The organism is Streptomyces sp. McG3 (assembly GCF_018619185.1).
Lineage (GTDB): Bacteria > Actinomycetota > Actinomycetes > Streptomycetales > Streptomycetaceae > Streptomyces.
Genome location: NZ_JAAXYC010000073.1, coordinates 1 through 15,115, shown reverse-complemented (window position 1 = coordinate 15,115; position 15,115 = coordinate 1). Strand labels below are relative to the sequence as shown.

Here is a 15,115-nt window from a genome sequence, read left to right as displayed (position 1 = left end):
CGGGTTCGGGGGCTTCGTTCAGGGGGTGACTGATCAGCTCTGCGGGAGGGCCGCCAGCTGGGCGCCGATCCGCTCGATGTCGGCCTCGGCCTTGGAGAGCCGGCCGCGGATCTTGTCGACCACGTTGTCCGGGGCCTTGGCCAGGAAGGCTTCGTTGCCGAGCTTCCCGGTGGCCTGGGCCTTCTCCTTCTGCGCGGCCTCCAGGTCCTTCGTGAGGCGCTTGCGCTCGGCCGGCACGTCGATCGTGCCGGACAGGTCCAGGGCGACGGTGGCCCCGGCGACCGGGAGCGACGCGGTGGCCTGGAAGCCGTCCCCGGCGGGCTGGAGCCGCAGGAGCTGGCGGATGGCCGCCTCGTGCGGGGCGAGCTCCGTGCCGGTCAGGGTCAGCTCGGCCGGGACCTTCTGGCCGGGCTGGAGGCCCTGGTCGTTGCGGAAGCGGCGGACCTCGGTGACGACCTGCTGGACCAGCTCGATCTCCTTCTCGGCCGCGTCGTCGCGGAAGCCGGAGTCGCCCGGCCACTCGGCGATGACGATCGACTCGCGCCCGGTGAGCGCGGTCCACAGCGCCTCCGTGACGAACGGGACGATCGGGTGCAGCAGCCGGAGCATCACGTCCAGGACCTCGCCGAGGACCCGGCCCGAGACCTCGGCCGGGCGGCCGCCCGCGAAGAACGTGGTCTTGGACAGCTCGACGTACCAGTCGAAGACCTCGTCCCACGCGAAGTGGCGCAGCGACTCACTGATCCTGGCGAACTGGAAGTCGTCGTAGAACGCGTCGACGTCGGCGACCGTCTTGTTCAGACGGGACAGGATCCAGCGGTCGGTGACGGACATCTCCTCGACCGGGGGCAGGTCGCCCTCGATCGTGGCGCCGTTCATCAGGGCGAAGCGGGTGGCGTTCCAGATCTTGTTGGAGAACTTCGCCGAGCCCTGGACCCACTCCTCGCCGATGGGCACGTCGGTGCCCGGGTTGGCGCCGCGCGCGAGGGTGAAGCGCAGGGCGTCGGAGCCGTACTTGTCCATCCAGTCCAGCGGGTTGACGACGTTGCCGAAGGACTTCGACATCTTCTTGCCGTGCTCGTCGCGGACCATGCCGTGCAGGACGATGGTGGAGAACGGCGGGACGCCGTCGTTGACGTACAGGCCGAACATCATCATCCGGGCGACCCAGAAGAAGAGGATGTCGTAGCCGGTGACCAGGACGGAGTTCGGATAGAACTTCGCGAGGCTGTCGGTCCGTTCGGGCCAGCCGAGGGTGGAGAACGGCCACAGGCCCGAGGAGAACCAGGTGTCCAGGACATCGCTGTCCTGGGTCCAGCCCTCGCCGGTGGGCGCCGCCTCGTCGGGTCCGACGCAGACGACCTCGCCGTTCGGTCCGTACCAGACGGGGATGCGGTGGCCCCACCAGAGCTGGCGCGAGATCGTCCAGTCGTGGAGGTTGTCGACCCAGTCGAAGTAGCGCTTCTCCATCTCCTGCGGGTGGATCTTGACGCTGCCGTCGCGGACCGCGTCACCGGCGGCCTTGGCGAGCGGGGCGACCTTGACCCACCACTGGAGGGAGAGGCGCGGCTCGATGGTGGTCTTGCAGCGCGAGCAGTGCCCGACGGAGTGGACGTAGGGCCGCTTCTCGGCGACGATCCGGCCCTCGGCGCGCAGGGCGGCGACGATGGCGGAGCGGGCCTCCAGCCGGTCCAGACCCTGGAAGGGGCCGGGGACGGTGATGACGGCGCGCTCGTCGAGGACCGTGAGGAACGGCAGGTCGTGGCGCTTGCCGATCTCGAAGTCGTTGGGGTCGTGCGCGGGGGTCACCTTGACCGCGCCGGTGCCGAACTCCGGGTCGACGTGGTGGTCGGCGACGACGGGGATGGTGCGGTCGGTCAGCGGCAGGCTGATCTGCTTGCTGACCAGGTGCTTGTAGCGCTCGTCGTCGGGGTGGACGGCGACGGCGGTGTCACCGAGCATCGTCTCGGCGCGGGTGGTGGCGACGACGATGGTCTCGTCCCCGTCCCCGTACGTCATGGAGACGAGCTCGCCGTCGTCCTCCTGGTACTCGACCTCGATGTCGGAGATCGCGGTGAGACAGCGGGGGCACCAGTTGATGATGCGCTCGGCGCGGTAGATGAGCCCGTCGTCGTACATCTGCTTGAAGACGGTCTGGACGGCCTTGGACAGGCCCTCGTCCATGGTGAAGCGCTCACGGGACCAGGCGACGCCCTCGCCGAGGCGGCGCATCTGGCCGGAGATCTGGCCGCCGGACTCGTCCTTCCACTGCCAGACCCGCTCGACGAAGGCCTCACGGCCCAGGTCGTGGCGGGACTTGCCCTCCTTGCCGAGCTCGCGCTCGACGACGTTCTGGGTGGCGATGCCGGCGTGGTCCATGCCCGGCTGGTAGAGCGCCTCGTAGCCCTGCATCCGCTTCCGGCGGACGAGGGCGTCGATCAGGGTGTGCTCGAAGGCATGACCCAGGTGAAGGGAGCCGGTGACGTTCGGCGGCGGGATGACGATGCTGTACGGCGGCTTGTCGCTGTGCTCGTCGGCTTCGAAGTACCCGCGCTCCACCCAGCGCTCGTACAACTTCCCCTCTACATCGGCCGGCGCGTACTGGGTCGGCAGTTCGGGGTTGCTGGCGCTTGGCTGCTGAGTGTTCTCGGTCACGGGAGACAGTTTAGGGCCGTCACAGGTCTGCACTGAAACGGGTTAGTTCAGTAACGGTGTCCGACCCGATCCCCCATGTCAGGGCTGCTTCGGTCAGGATGTTCGCAACGCATAAGGACCGACCGGCACCTGAAGGGCGGGAGAAGGAGCGGGGCTGGGTGCGTGCAGCTGCAAGGCGGAGGATTGAGCCAACGCGGAGCGTTGGTGATTGACGACAACGCCGCAGATGCGCGTGCCCAGCCCCGCGACGCCGCCCTTCGGGTGCCGGTCGGTCCGAGAATTCTGGAGGGGACACCGCAATGAGCTACAACCAGCCGGGCCCGTACGGTGGGCAGCCGCCGCAGGGCCAGCCCGGACCGTACGGACAGCAGCCGGGCCCGTACGGAGCCCCGCCGCCCCAGGGCCCCCCGCAGGGCCAGCCCGGCTACGGCTACCCGCAGCAGGCCCCTCAAGGCGTCCCCCCGCAGCAGCCGAACCCGTACGGGCAGCCGCAGCAGCCGCAGCAGGGTTACGGCTACCCGCAGGCCCAGCAGCCCGGCCCCTACGGCCAGCAGCCGCCCACCCCTCCGTACGGCGGGCAGCCTCCGTACGGGTCCCAGCCGCCGCAGCCGAAGAAGAAGACCGGCCTGATCGTGGGCGTGGCCGTGGTGGCCCTGGCGGTCATCGCGGGCGGGGTGTACTTCCTGACCTCCGGCGGCGGCAGCGGTGACGTGGCGGACTCCACGAAGGGGTACAAGCTGACGCCCGCGGCTTCGGTGGACGCCTACAAGCAGGACACGAAGGAGAAGGCGCCGGCCGGGCCGCTGACGGGCAAGGAGAAGGCCGAGATGGAGGCCATCGGGGTCAAGAACCCCAACCAGGCCGGCGCCCAGTACCAGAGCGGCGATGTCGAGAAGAACCCGCTCACCGCGAAGATGCTCATGCTCATGGGTGTCTGGGGAGAGGTCGACGACCCCGACGCCGTCATCGACAGCTTCTTCCTCAACGCCGAGAAGGAAGTGATGGCGGACGAGGGCTTCGAGGGCGAGCTGGTCGGCAGCCCGAAGAACGTCACCCCGGACGGCTTCGAGGGCGCGCTGATGAAGTGCCAGGACATCAAGATCGTCAATGACAAGGCCGACGGCACGGTCCAGAACGGTCCCAAGGACATGACCATGCCGATCTGCGTCTGGGCCGATTACAGCACCGTCAGCGCGGTGATCGGTGTCGACATCGGCGGGGCCATGACCAACAAGTCGATGTCCCAGGACGAGGCGGCCGCCCTCGCCGCCAAGCTCTACAACACCTCCCGCACCAAGATCTGATCCGATCGCTCAACGCCGAAGGGGCGCCCGCCGGTTCATCCGGTGGGCGCCCCTTCGGCGTGCGCAAGTCCTCTGCGGCTAGGCCGACTTCTCGTGCCGGCCGCCGTCGTTCTTGCCGATGGTGCGCGGCTCGCGCGGGACCAGCGTCGGGTTGACGTTGTTGCGGACGACGTCGGGCGTGATGACGACGCGGGCGACGTCCTTGCGGGACGGGACCTCGTACATCACGGACTGGAGGACTTCCTCCATGATCGCGCGCAGACCGCGTGCGCCGGTCTGGCGCAGGATCGCCTGGTCGGCGATGGCCTCCAGCGCCTCGCGCTCGAATTCCAGCTCCACACCGTCGAGTTCGAACAGTCGCTCGTACTGCTTGACCAGGGCGTTACGCGGCTCGATGAGGATCTGGAGGAGGGCCTCACGGTCCAGGTTGTGGACCGAGGTCAGCACGGGGAGACGGCCGATGAACTCGGGGATCATCCCGAACTTCACCAGGTCCTCCGGCATGACCTCCTGGAACTGGTCGCTCGCCTGGATCTCCAGCTTGGAGCGGATCGTGGCGCCGAAGCCGATGCCCTTGGCGCCGGCCCGGGACTCGATGATCTTCTCCAGGCCTGAGAACGCGCCGCCCACGATGAACAGCACGTTCGTCGTGTCGATCTGGATGAACTCCTGGTGCGGGTGCTTGCGTCCGCCCTGCGGCGGTACGGAGGCGGTGGTGCCCTCCAGGATCTTCAGCAGGGCCTGCTGCACGCCCTCGCCGGAGACATCGCGGGTGATCGACGGGTTCTCGCTCTTGCGGGCGACCTTGTCGATCTCGTCGATGTAGATGATCCCGGTCTCGGCCTTCTTGACGTCGTAGTCGGCCGCCTGGATCAGCTTGAGCAGGATGTTCTCGACGTCCTCACCGACATAGCCGGCCTCCGTCAGCGCCGTCGCGTCCGCGATCGCGAACGGGACGTTGAGCATGCGGGCCAGCGTCTGCGCGAGCAGCGTCTTGCCGGAACCCGTGGGGCCCAGCAGGAGGATGTTCGACTTGGCGAGCTCGATCGCGTCCTCGCGATGGGCGCCGCCGCCGTTCTCCCCGGCCTGGACCCGCTTGTAGTGGTTGTACACCGCGACCGAGAGGGCCTTCTTCGCGGGCTCCTGCCCGACGACGTACCCCTCCAGGAACTCGTAGATCTCGCGAGGCTTGGGAAGCTCTTCCCAACGAACCTCGCTCGTCTCCGCGAGCTCCTCCTCGATGATCTCGTTGCAGAGATCGATGCACTCGTCGCAGATGTACACACCGGGTCCCGCGATGAGCTTCTTCACCTGCTTCTGGCTCTTTCCGCAGAACGAGCACTTGAGCAGGTCGCCGCCATCACCGATGCGTGCCACGAGGTGCTTCCCCTTCGCCTGGGAGACGCCTGGTTCAGCGACTCCTGGTGCCTCTATCCGACGGTACCTTGCCTGGGCCCCCGTTCGGGCCCCCCTTGGCACGGTTCACACGGCCGGGGCCGTGCAAACGGAATGTGCCAAGGGGAAAGACCGACGTCAGAGCGATGCGCCCGCGGTGGTCTTGCGGGTGGAAACGATCTGGTCGACCAGACCGTACGCCAGGGCGTCCTCGGCCGTGAGGATCTTGTCGCGCTCGATGTCCTCGCTGATCTTCTCCAGCGGGGTCGTCGAGTGCCGGGCCAGCATCTGCTCCAGCTGCGTGCGCATCCGGAGGATCTCGTTGGCCGCGATCTCCAGGTCGGAGAGCTGCTCGCGGCCCGTCTGCGAGGACGGCTGGTGGATGAGCACCCGGGCGTGCGGGAGCGCCATGCGCTTGCCCGGGGTGCCCGCGGCGAGCAGGACCGCGGCGGCGGAGGCCGCCTGGCCCATGCAGACCGTCTGGATGTCCGGCTTCACGAACTGCATCGTGTCGTAGATCGCGGTGAGCGCGGTGAACGAGCCGCCGGGGCTGTTGATGTAGATCGAGATGTCGCGGTCGGGGTCCATCGACTCCAGGCACAGCAGCTGCGCCATGACGTCGTTGGCCGAGGCGTCGTCGATCTGGACGCCCAGGAAGATCACGCGCTCCTCGAAGAGCTTCGCGTACGGGTCGTACTCGCGCACGCCCTGCGAGGTGCGCTCCACGAAGCGCGGGACGACGTAGCGGTTGTCCACCTGCGGGCCGGTGTAGAGGCCGCTCGCAGAGGCGCCGGTGTAGTTGTTCATGTGGGTCTTCACCATCCTGGTGGCGTTCTGTGGGCTGGAGGTCTCGGCGTGCGAGAGGCGTGCGGGAGGTGGTGCGGCCGGTCCGGTGGGAACCGGATCAGGCACCGGTGCCGCCGCCGCCCGGGATGCCCGACGCGACCGTGATGATCTCGTCGATGAGGCCGTAGTCCTTGGCCTCCTCCGCCGTGTACCAGCGGTCGCGGTCGCCGTCGCGGATGATCGTCTCGACGGTCTGGCCGGAGTGGCGGGCGGTGATCTCCGCCATCCGCGTCTTGGTGCGGAGCAGGTACTGGGCCTGGATCTTGATGTCCGAGGCCGTTCCGCCGATGCCGGCCGAACCCTGGTGCATGAGGATGTCGGTGTTCGGGAGCGCGAAGCGCTTGCCCGCGGCGCCGCCGGTGAGCAGGAACTGGCCCATGGAGGCGGCCATGCCCATGCCGATGGTGACGACGTCGTTCGGGATGTACTGCATGGTGTCGTAGACCGCCATGCCGGCCGTCACCGAACCACCGGGGCTGTTGATGTAGAGGTAGATGTCCTTGTCGGGCTCCGCGGCAAGGAGGAGAAGCTGTGCGGTGATCTTGTTGGCGATGTCATCGTCGACCTGCTGACCGAGGAAGATGATGCGCTCGCCGAGCAGTCGGCTGTAGACCTGGTCACCGAGGCCTCCACCGAGGGACGGCTCTCCGGCGGCGTAGGGCATCAGATTCGTCACGTATCCACCTGCTCGTCTCTGACGGCTCCGGCCGTCTCAGCGTCTTCGTACCGGGCGGGTGAAGTCACTGCCCCACCCTTCCTCTTCATGGACCCTAACGCGCAGGTGGGACAACGCCATCCCGCTTCCGCAACTGTTCGCTGGGAGCGCAAGGTCCGCAGTGGGCACAAGGGTTCCGGGGCTCGCACAGCGATACGACGCTCGACGCCGCGCGATACGGCGACGGGCCCCGGACGCGTGGAGCGTCCGGGGCCCGTCGTGCCGGTCGGCGCGAAGGCCGTCCTGGGATCGGGACGAGGCTCAGGCCTCGTTCTTCTCCTCGGCCTTGTCCTCCGCCTTGTCCTCGGTGGCGGCCTCGGCGGGCGCCTCCGTGGTCTCGGCGGTGGCCTCGGCGGCCTCTTCCTCGTCCTCGAGGTCGACGACCTCACCGTTGGTGTCGACGACCTTGGCGGCCTCGACGACGACGGCGAGCGCCTTGCCGCGGGCGACCTCGCCGACGAGCATCGGCACCTGGCCACCCTCGACGACGGCCTGGGCGAACTGGTCGGGGCTCATGCCGGAGGAGGCAGCGCGCCGCATGAGGTGCTCGGTGAGCTCCTCCTGGTTGACGTTCAGCTTCTCCTTGTTGACGAGCTCGTCAAGGATGAACTGGGTCTTGATGCCCTTGATGGCCTGCTCGGAGGTCTCGTTCTCGAACTCCTCCAGGGTCTTGCCCTGGATCTCCAGGTACTTCTCGAGGTCGAGACCCATCTGACCGAGCTGGTGGTGCTCCAGGTTGTGCTTGCGGGTCTGGACCTCGTCCGCGAGCAGCTTCTCCGGGATCGGGACCTCGGCGAGCTTCAGCAGCTCCTCCAGGACCCGCTCCTGGGCCTGGGTGGCCTGGTCGTACTGCTTGGTGGTCTCCAGGCGCTTGCGGCTGTCGGCCTTCAGCTCCTCCAGCGTGTCGAACTCGCTGGCCATCTGGGCGAAGTCGTCGTCCAGCTCGGGAAGCTCACGGGCGGCGACGGCGGTGACCTTGACGGTGACCTCCGCGGCCTTGCCCTCGGCGGAGCCGCCCTTCAGCTCGGAGGTGAAGGTGGCCTCGCCACCGGCCTCCAGGCCGGTCACGGCCTCGTCGATGCCGTCGAGGAGCTCGCCGGAACCGATGGTGTACGAGACACCGTCGGCGACGCCGTCCTCCAGGACCTCACCGTCGACCTTGGCCTCCAGGTCGATCGTGACGACGTCGCCGTCGGCAGCGGCGCGCTCAACCGGGTTGGTGGCGGCGAAGCGCTCGCGGAGCTGCTCCACGGCCTTCTCGACCTCTTCGTCGGTGACCTCAAGGGCGTCGACGGTGACCTCGATGCCGGAGTAGTCCGGGATCTCGATCTCGGGGCGTACGTCAACCTCGGCGGTGAAGGCCAGCAGCTCGCCGTCCTTCAGCTCGGTGATGTCGACCTCGGGCTGGCCGAGGACGTTCAGCTCACCCTCGTTGACCGCCTCGGTGTAGAACTTCGGGAGGGCGTCGTTGACGGCCTCCTCCAGCACCGCACCGCGGCCGAACCGCTGGTCGATGACCCGGGCGGGGATCTTGCCCTTGCGGAAGCCCTTCACCGTGACCTGCTGGTTGATCTTCTTGTACGCCGCGTCGAGGCTGTCCTTGAGCTCCTCGAAGGGCACCTCAATGCTGAGCCGAACCCGGGTCGGGTTCAGGGTCTCCACGGCGCTCTTCACGGTTCGGTCTCCTTGGTGGCTGACTTCTTGGGGTTCTGCTGGGCCGCCGATTGGCGGCTTCGCGGACCGAGCCCGGTACATCAGACACACGGGCACGCATTTTGCATAGTAACGGCAAGGGGGATGACTCCCACAATGCGATCTTGCTGGTGGTCGGGGTGGCCGGATTCGAACCGACGACCTTCCGCTCCCAAAGCGGACGCGCTACCAAGCTGCGCCACACCCCGTCGGTGCGACACGTAGGGTACATGCACCGGAGCCGTGGTTCCGCCGCTTTACGGAGCGGTGTCGGGCGGTCCGGTCCGGGTCCGGTCCGGCGGCCGGCACAACGGGTGTGCGGGCACCGCCGCCGACCCGCTACGATGCTCTTCGTGCCGCGGTCCACGGACCTGCGGTGCGACGCTTGCGGGCGTAGCTCAATGGTAGAGCCCTAGTCTTCCAAACTAGCTACGCGGGTTCGATTCCCGTCGCCCGCTCCACGCAGTCGAGGGCCGGGCCGGAGGATCATCCTCCGGCCCGGCCCTCGTGCGTTGCGTACGTCAACGGCCGGCCCGGCCGCCGGACGCCGACCCCGGCCTCAGAAGCTGATCTGGTTGATGGTGTCGGCTATCGAGTTCATGAACCTGTTGATCGACGGCGCCATGCCGGTCGATGCCAGGAAGAAGCCGAAGAGCACGGCGACGACCGCGGGACCGGCCTTGATGGAGCCACCACGGATCATTACCACCAGGATGACCGCGAACAGCAGCACCATAGACAGTGAAATAGCCACGTCTGATCACACCCTCGGTCGGTCCGCCTTGCCGGCCCGGAAGCGTGCACCACCGCGCGCCCCGTCGCCCCCATCGTGCCACCAACTCCCCCGTGGTTGCTGCCGGGTGACGGAACGGACTGACGGGATCCCGCCATCCTTCACGGGCCGGCGTCACGCCCCGCGACAGGCGCGGTACGGCGCCCGTCCCGCGCCGCACCCGGGAACCGGGCGGGAAGCACGCGGGAGCCGCGGTGCCCTCGCGCCCGCTGTGCGCCGGCTGTGAAATCCCTGCGGCCGAATATCCACCACGTTGATCGTTTCCGCATCCCCACACTTCATTCACAGCCAATCGACCGCGCGAATGCGACGTAATTCACTTCGCCCAACGCCCGGCCGATATGCACCATTTAAGCCGGATCAATGGTGTCATAGCGGGCGGTGTTCGACGGTTTCACATTCGAATAGAGGGGAACACGCGATATCTCCCCGCAGTTTTACGCGAGGCAATCGACCGGTCTAAGGTGCCTTAGATGTTCCAAGCTCCGAGCGCATTTCAGAGGGCCCCGCTTCCCCCGGCGACCCGGGAGTCGGAGCCCAGACACGAGCAGACGCTCACCGCCACCGCACCCCGCCCGGCCCTCGGGCCCAGCGCTCGGGGCGCCGCCGCTCCGGTGCCCGCGGCGGCGAGGAAACGCGATCCCTACTTCGACAATGTGAAGTATCTGGCCATCGTTCTCGTCGCCGTGGCGCACGCCTGGGAACCCGTGATGGACGGCAGCCGCGCCACCCGGGCGCTGTACGTGGTCGTGTACACGTTCCACATGCCGGCCTTCATCCTCATCTCCGGCTATTTCTCCCGCTCGTTCGACATGACGGCGCCCAAGGTGAAGCGGCTGCTCACCAGCGTCGTGGTGCCGTACGTGCTGTTCGAGACGGCGTATTCGCTCTTCAAGCGGTACGCGGACGATTCGCCGGACATGGCGATCAGTCTGATCGACCCGTTCTTCCTGACCTGGTTCCTGATCGCCCTGTTCATCTGGCGGGTGACCACGCCGATCTGGCGGACGCTGCGCCATCCGCTGCCGGTGGCGCTCGCCATCGCGGTGCTCGCCTCGGTCTCCCCCGAGATCGGCGACGACCTCGATCTCCAGCGGGTGCTGCAGTTCCTGCCGTTCTTCGTGCTCGGCCTGCTGATGAAGCCCGAGCACTTCCGGCTGGTCAGGCGGCGCGAGGTGCGGCTGCTGTCGTTGCCGCTGTTCGCCGGCGCGCTGCTCTTCGCGTACTGGATCGCCCCGCGCATGGAGCTCGGCTGGTTCTACCGCGCCAACAGCGCGCAGGAGATGGACGCGCCGTGGTGGTCCGGCGCGGTGATGACCCTCGCGATGTTCGGCTGCGCCCTGGCGCTGACGGTCGGCTTCCTGGCCTGGGTGCCCGGCAGGGCCCGGTGGTTCACGGCGCTCGGCGCCGGAACGATCTGCGGCTACCTGCTGCACGGCTTCCTGATCAAGGGGGCCGAGTACGCGGGCCTGTTCGACCGCTGCACCTGGCTCTCCGAGCCGGTCGGGCTGGTCGTCGTCTCGCTCACCGCGGCGGTGGCCGTGACGGCGATGTGCACCCCATGGGTGGGACGCGCCCTGAAGTGGGCCACCGAGCCGGACATGAAGTGGGCGTTCCGGAAGGACCCCGCGGGGCGCTGAGCCCCCAGGCGGAGCGCCGTTCACGGAACGGCCGCCGCCCCCTCGCCGTTCTCCCTGATCCACCCGCCGGCCCGGCCGCCGCGGGTGGATCAGCGCGTCTCCGGGTTGGCCGGATTCTTTCGGTCCGGGGGTGATTCGTCGCCGGCCAGCCCCAACAGCTCGCGTACCTGCGCATACTTCGCCGTCAGTCGGGTACGCGTCGCCGCGTCCAGGACCGCGAGGCGCTCGGGATCCGCGTTGTGGGCGAGGTCCGCCTCCTTGATGAGCAGCGCGCCCGGCGTGGCCAGGATCCGCGCGGCGTACGCGGACAGCTCCTCGCCCGGCCGCTTGGTCACGGCCAGGACCATGTCCTTCACCTCCTGCGGCAGGGCGACGGCGGCCAGCCACTCGGCCGTGAGCGCGGCGTCCTCGATCGCGTCGTGCAGCCAGGCCGCCGCGATCTGCCCGTCGTCGCCGCCCCGCACCCGTACACCTTCGGCCACCGCCGCCAGGTGTTCCGCGTACGGACGGCCCGCCTTGTCGGTCTGCCGCGCATGGGCCTCGCGGGCGACGGCCTCCACCTCGGCGACGCTCAGATCGTGTCCGGTCATGGGCCGACCCTACGGCCGCGTGCGCCATGACGGCCCGGGCCGCGCCCAGGCCCTTTCCGGGGCCTGAGCCGAACTCGCCTCATCCGTCCGGCTGTTGACGTCGCATCCCGATGATCTCCATAGCGGAATCAAAACGACAAAAGCTGACAATCTGACGGACCCATAGTTGCAGGGTCAATCGTTCGGTAAACTAATTACTGATGGTTTCTTAATACCCCCTTGACCAGCTCTTGACCGACCCCGAAGGATCAGGCTCATCGGACACGCAGACACCCTCCTCGCCATGGGCGGCGCCTTCCTGGCCGCTGCCGTCCTCGCCCGCCTCGGCGGCCGCATCGGGCTGCCGACGATTCCCTTGTTCATCCTGGCCGGGATCCTCCTGGGCCCGCACACCCCCGGCTACACGCTCCTGAAGAACCCGCACGACCTGGAGATGCTCTCCGCGCTGGGACTCGTCCTTCTGCTGTTCTACCTGGGGCTCGAGTTCCACATGGACGACCTCAAGACCGGCGGCCGGAAGATGGCCATCGCCGGCGGGACGTACCTCCTGCTGAACGTCGGCGCCGGTCTCGCCTTCGGCTTCGCACTGGGCTGGGGCATGGCGGAGGCGCTGGTCCTCGCCGGTGTCCTCGGCATCTCCTCGTCCGCGATCGTCACCAAGATCCTGGTGGACCTCGGGCGCATCGGGAATCCGGAGACCCGGCCGATCCTCGGCATCATCGTCGTCGAGGACATCTTCCTCGCCCTGTACCTCGCCGCGCTCCAGCCGATCCTGTCCGGTGCGGACAGCCTCTCGGCCGCGCTGATCGACGGCGGCAAGGCCTTCGGCTTCCTGTTGCTGCTCGCCCTGGCGGCCCGGTTCGGCACGAAGCTCATCGGCAAGCTCATGAACACCAAGGACGACGAGCTGCTCGTCATCTCCTTCCTGGGTGTCGCCGTCTTCGTCGCGGGTGTCTCCGAGATGTTCGGCGTCGCCGACGCGATCGGTGCGTTCATGGTCGGCCTGATGCTCGGCTCCACCTCGTCCGCCGACCGCATCCTGAAGCTCGTCCACCCGCTCCGCGACGCGTTCGGCGCGATCTTCTTCTTCGCCTTCGGCCTCTCCATCGACCCGGGCGACCTCCCGAGCGTGCTGTGGCCGGTGCTGGCCGCCGTGGTGCTGACGCTCGCCATGAACATCGCGGCAGGGCTCGCGGCGGCGAAGGTGTACTCCTTCGGCGCGCAGGCCACGTCCAACATCGCCACCACCCTGGTCGCCCGCGGTGAGTTCGCGCTCATCCTGGCCACGATGGCGGCGGCCGCCGGACTGGACGAGCGGCTCTCGCCGTTCATCGCCGGCTACGTCCTCCTGCTCGCCGTCCTCGCGCCGCTGGCCGCCGGACGCTCCCACTGGCTGACGCGCATCCTGCCGGGCGGCCGCAGGAAGGACGACGACCAGGACCAGAAACAGGTACCGGTGTCGGTCTGAGCGGCAGCGAACGGCGGAGAGGCGCCCCGATACCCGGTCTCCGGGTGACGGGCGCCTCTCCGCCGTTCGCTGTCCGGTGCGGGTGCCTCTCCGTCGTTCGCTGTCCCGCGTGGGGTGCCTTGACGCCGTTCGCTGTCCCGTGCCCGTGTCCCGGCGGAAGGCCGCTCAGGCCCGGCGGGAGAGCAGCAGCAGGGCCCGGTCGTCGTTGACGTCCTTGGCGCAGGCCTCGATCAGGTGCCAGGCCGCGCCTTCGAAGCCGGTGGAGACATAGCGGTCGGCCTCGCCCGTCAGCCGGTCGATGCCCTCGGCGATGTCCAGGTCGGAGGCCTCCACCAGACCGTCGGTGAACAGCATCAGGACGTCGCCCGGCGCGAGCGATCCCTTCACCGCGTCGAACTCGGCCCCGTCGTAGACGCCGAGCAGGGGCCCCTCCCCGGACTTCTCCTCCCACTGGCCCGTGCCCGCGTGCAGTTGGAGGGCGGGCGGATGACCTGCGGAGAAGATCTCGTAGTCGCCCGATTCCAGGTCCAGCACCAGATGGATCGAGGTGGCGAAGCCCTCGTCCCAGTCCTGGCGCAGCAGGTAGCCGTTGGCGGCGGGCAGGAAGGCGTGTGAGGGCAGTGAGCCGAGCAGCCCGCCGAAGGCGCCGGACAGCAGCAGGGCCCGGGAGCCCGCGTCCATGCCCTTGCCGGAGACGTCGGTGAGGACGGCCTCCAGCGTGCGGCCCCCGTGGGTGCGGGCCGCGACGACGAAGTCCCCGGAGAACGACTGGCCGCCGGCCGGGCGCAGGGCCATCTCGCGGTGCCAGCCCTGGGGCAGCCGGGGCAGGGAGCTCTGGACCCGGATGCGTTCACGCAGGTCGAAGAGCATCGTGCCGCCGCGCCGCCAGGGCACGCCGACCCGGGCCCGGAACTGGGCCAGGATCAGCCCGAAGAATCCGCACGCGGCGACGACGAGCACCGTGCCGGGGGTGACCCGGGCGGGGCCGTCCAGGTACGGGCCGAGGGTGAGGGCCTCGACGATCAGTGCGCCGGCGGCCGTCGCGTAGAGGCCCAGCAGGCTGGCGGGGCGCAGCAGGAGGCCGCCCGCCACGATGGGCAGCGCGAGGGCGGCCGGGTCGATCCAGACCGGGCTGACGACGGTGGCGAAGGTGATGGCCGGGATCGTCAGCAGCAGACCGGCCAGGGCTATCCAGTCGGAGCCGTCGCCGCGGAAGTAGTCGACCCCGGATCTGCGCAGGCCGATGCGGGCCCGGTGCAGGTTTCTGCGCCACCGGGCCCCGAAGTCGTCTACTCCTCCGCTACGGGCCATTGCCGGGACCTTATCGACCCGAACGCCTCCGGTGCAGGGGGACCCCGGTGACAATGCGATCGAAATGGGGCCGTCCGCACGGCGGGAGCCGATTTCACCTGGCATATGACACGGATTCGCGGGGCCGGGACGTCAGTCGCCGGAGGGTCCCGGGGGCTGGCACCGGGGGCACCAGAAGAGGTTGCGGGAGACCAGGTCCGCGGTGCGGATCTCCGTACGGCAGATGTGGCAGGGGAGGTTCGCGCGGCGGTAGACGTAGACCTCGCCGCCGTGGTCGTCCTTGCGGGGCGGGCGGCCCATGGCCTCGGGGAGGTGTTCGGGGCGGACGGTGTCGATCCGGTTGTTCCGCACGCCTTCGCGCATCAGCTCCCCCAGGTCCGCCCAGATCGTGTCCCACTCGGCGCGGGTGAGGTCCCTGCCCGTGCGGTACGGGTCGATGCCGTGGCGGAAGAGGACCTCGGCGCGGTACACGTTGCCGACGCCCGCGATGACCTTCTGGTCCATCAGCAGGGCGGCGACGGTGGTCCGGCTGCGGGAGATCCGCTGCCAGGCGCGCTCGCCGTCCTCGTCGCCGCGCAGCGGGTCCGGGCCCAGGCGCTCGTGTATCGCGCGCTTCTCGGGCTCGGTGATCAGGGCGCAGGTGGTGGGACCGCGCAGATCGGCGTGGTGGCCGGCGTTGACCAGCCGGAGGCGGACGGTGTCGGTG

The 15,115-nt window shown here is 68.7% G+C and carries 12 protein-coding genes and 2 tRNA genes; 4 read left to right on the top strand and 10 right to left on the bottom strand.

Going from position 1 to position 15,115, the window contains the following annotated elements; translation table 11 throughout:
* Positions 1-33: 33 nt before the first annotated feature.
* Positions 34-2,655 (bottom strand): valine--tRNA ligase, encoded by a 2,622-nt coding sequence (locus HET64_RS14775; protein WP_215105649.1) that lies wholly within the window; start codon positions 2,653-2,655, stop codon positions 34-36.
* A 299-nt stretch (positions 2,656-2,954) separates the two neighbouring features.
* Here HET64_RS14775 and HET64_RS14770 point away from each other — a divergent pair, with 299 nt between their 5' ends.
* Positions 2,955-3,959: a hypothetical protein gene (locus HET64_RS14770; protein WP_215105641.1), complete on the top strand. Its 1,005-nt coding sequence runs from the start codon at positions 2,955-2,957 to the stop codon at positions 3,957-3,959.
* A gap of 78 nt (positions 3,960-4,037) precedes the next feature.
* Here the strand turns inward: HET64_RS14770 and clpX are convergent, their stop codons facing one another.
* The 5 genes from clpX to HET64_RS14745 all read right to left on the bottom strand — a co-directional run bounded on the left by clpX (position 4,038) and on the right by HET64_RS14745 (position 8,816).
* The gene (gene clpX / locus HET64_RS14765; protein ID WP_097866919.1) at positions 4,038-5,336 is read right to left on the bottom strand and encodes an ATP-dependent Clp protease ATP-binding subunit ClpX; all 1,299 of its coding nucleotides are present in this window, start codon (positions 5,334-5,336) and stop codon (positions 4,038-4,040) included.
* 156 nt (positions 5,337-5,492) lie between these two features.
* A complete protein-coding gene (locus HET64_RS14760; RefSeq protein ID WP_012380976.1) occupies positions 5,493-6,176 on the bottom strand; it encodes an ATP-dependent Clp protease proteolytic subunit in 684 nt (227 codons plus the stop codon).
* An 82-nt stretch (positions 6,177-6,258) separates the two neighbouring features.
* Positions 6,259-6,864, bottom strand: a complete 606-nt coding sequence (locus tag HET64_RS14755; protein ID WP_169808568.1) for an ATP-dependent Clp protease proteolytic subunit — start codon at positions 6,862-6,864, stop codon at positions 6,259-6,261.
* Between the two features lie 312 nt (positions 6,865-7,176).
* Positions 7,177-8,589, bottom strand: a complete 1,413-nt coding sequence (tig, locus tag HET64_RS14750) for a trigger factor (RefSeq protein ID WP_215105639.1) — start codon at positions 8,587-8,589, stop codon at positions 7,177-7,179.
* A gap of 150 nt (positions 8,590-8,739) precedes the next feature.
* Positions 8,740-8,816: transfer RNA gene (locus HET64_RS14745), tRNA-Pro, on the bottom strand.
* Positions 8,817-8,994: 178 nt separating this feature from the next.
* Between HET64_RS14745 and HET64_RS14740 the strand changes: the two genes are divergently transcribed.
* Positions 8,995-9,068, top strand: a tRNA-Gly gene (locus HET64_RS14740).
* A gap of 98 nt (positions 9,069-9,166) precedes the next feature.
* Here HET64_RS14740 and HET64_RS14735 read toward each other — a convergent pair.
* A complete protein-coding gene (locus HET64_RS14735) occupies positions 9,167-9,361 on the bottom strand; it encodes a hypothetical protein (protein WP_103536099.1) in 195 nt (64 codons plus the stop codon).
* 512 nt (positions 9,362-9,873) lie between these two features.
* On the opposite strand from HET64_RS14735, the gene HET64_RS14730 reads away from it, so the two are divergent.
* Positions 9,874-11,040, top strand: coding sequence for an acyltransferase family protein (locus HET64_RS14730; RefSeq protein ID WP_215105637.1), 1,167 nt, complete (start codon positions 9,874-9,876; stop codon positions 11,038-11,040).
* An 89-nt stretch (positions 11,041-11,129) separates the two neighbouring features.
* Here HET64_RS14730 and HET64_RS14725 read toward each other — a convergent pair whose 3' ends face one another.
* Positions 11,130-11,630, bottom strand: coding sequence for an HD domain-containing protein (locus HET64_RS14725; protein WP_215105635.1), 501 nt, complete (start codon positions 11,628-11,630; stop codon positions 11,130-11,132).
* A gap of 283 nt (positions 11,631-11,913) precedes the next feature.
* On the opposite strand from HET64_RS14725, the gene HET64_RS14720 reads away from it, so the two are divergent.
* Positions 11,914-13,098 carry a cation:proton antiporter gene (locus tag HET64_RS14720; RefSeq protein WP_215105633.1) on the top strand — a complete coding sequence of 395 codons (1,185 nt, stop codon included), beginning with the start codon at positions 11,914-11,916 and terminating at the stop codon, positions 13,096-13,098.
* 165 nt (positions 13,099-13,263) lie between these two features.
* Here the strand turns inward: HET64_RS14720 and HET64_RS14715 are convergent, their stop codons facing one another.
* Together HET64_RS14715 and HET64_RS14710 are read right to left on the bottom strand one after the other, a co-directional pair.
* Positions 13,264-14,409 carry a PP2C family protein-serine/threonine phosphatase gene (locus HET64_RS14715; RefSeq protein ID WP_215105631.1) on the bottom strand — a complete coding sequence of 382 codons (1,146 nt, stop codon included), beginning with the start codon at positions 14,407-14,409 and terminating at the stop codon, positions 13,264-13,266.
* A 132-nt stretch (positions 14,410-14,541) separates the two neighbouring features.
* On the bottom strand, positions 14,542-15,115 hold a 574-nt coding region (locus HET64_RS14710; RefSeq protein WP_215105629.1), incomplete at its 5' end, for an Fpg/Nei family DNA glycosylase.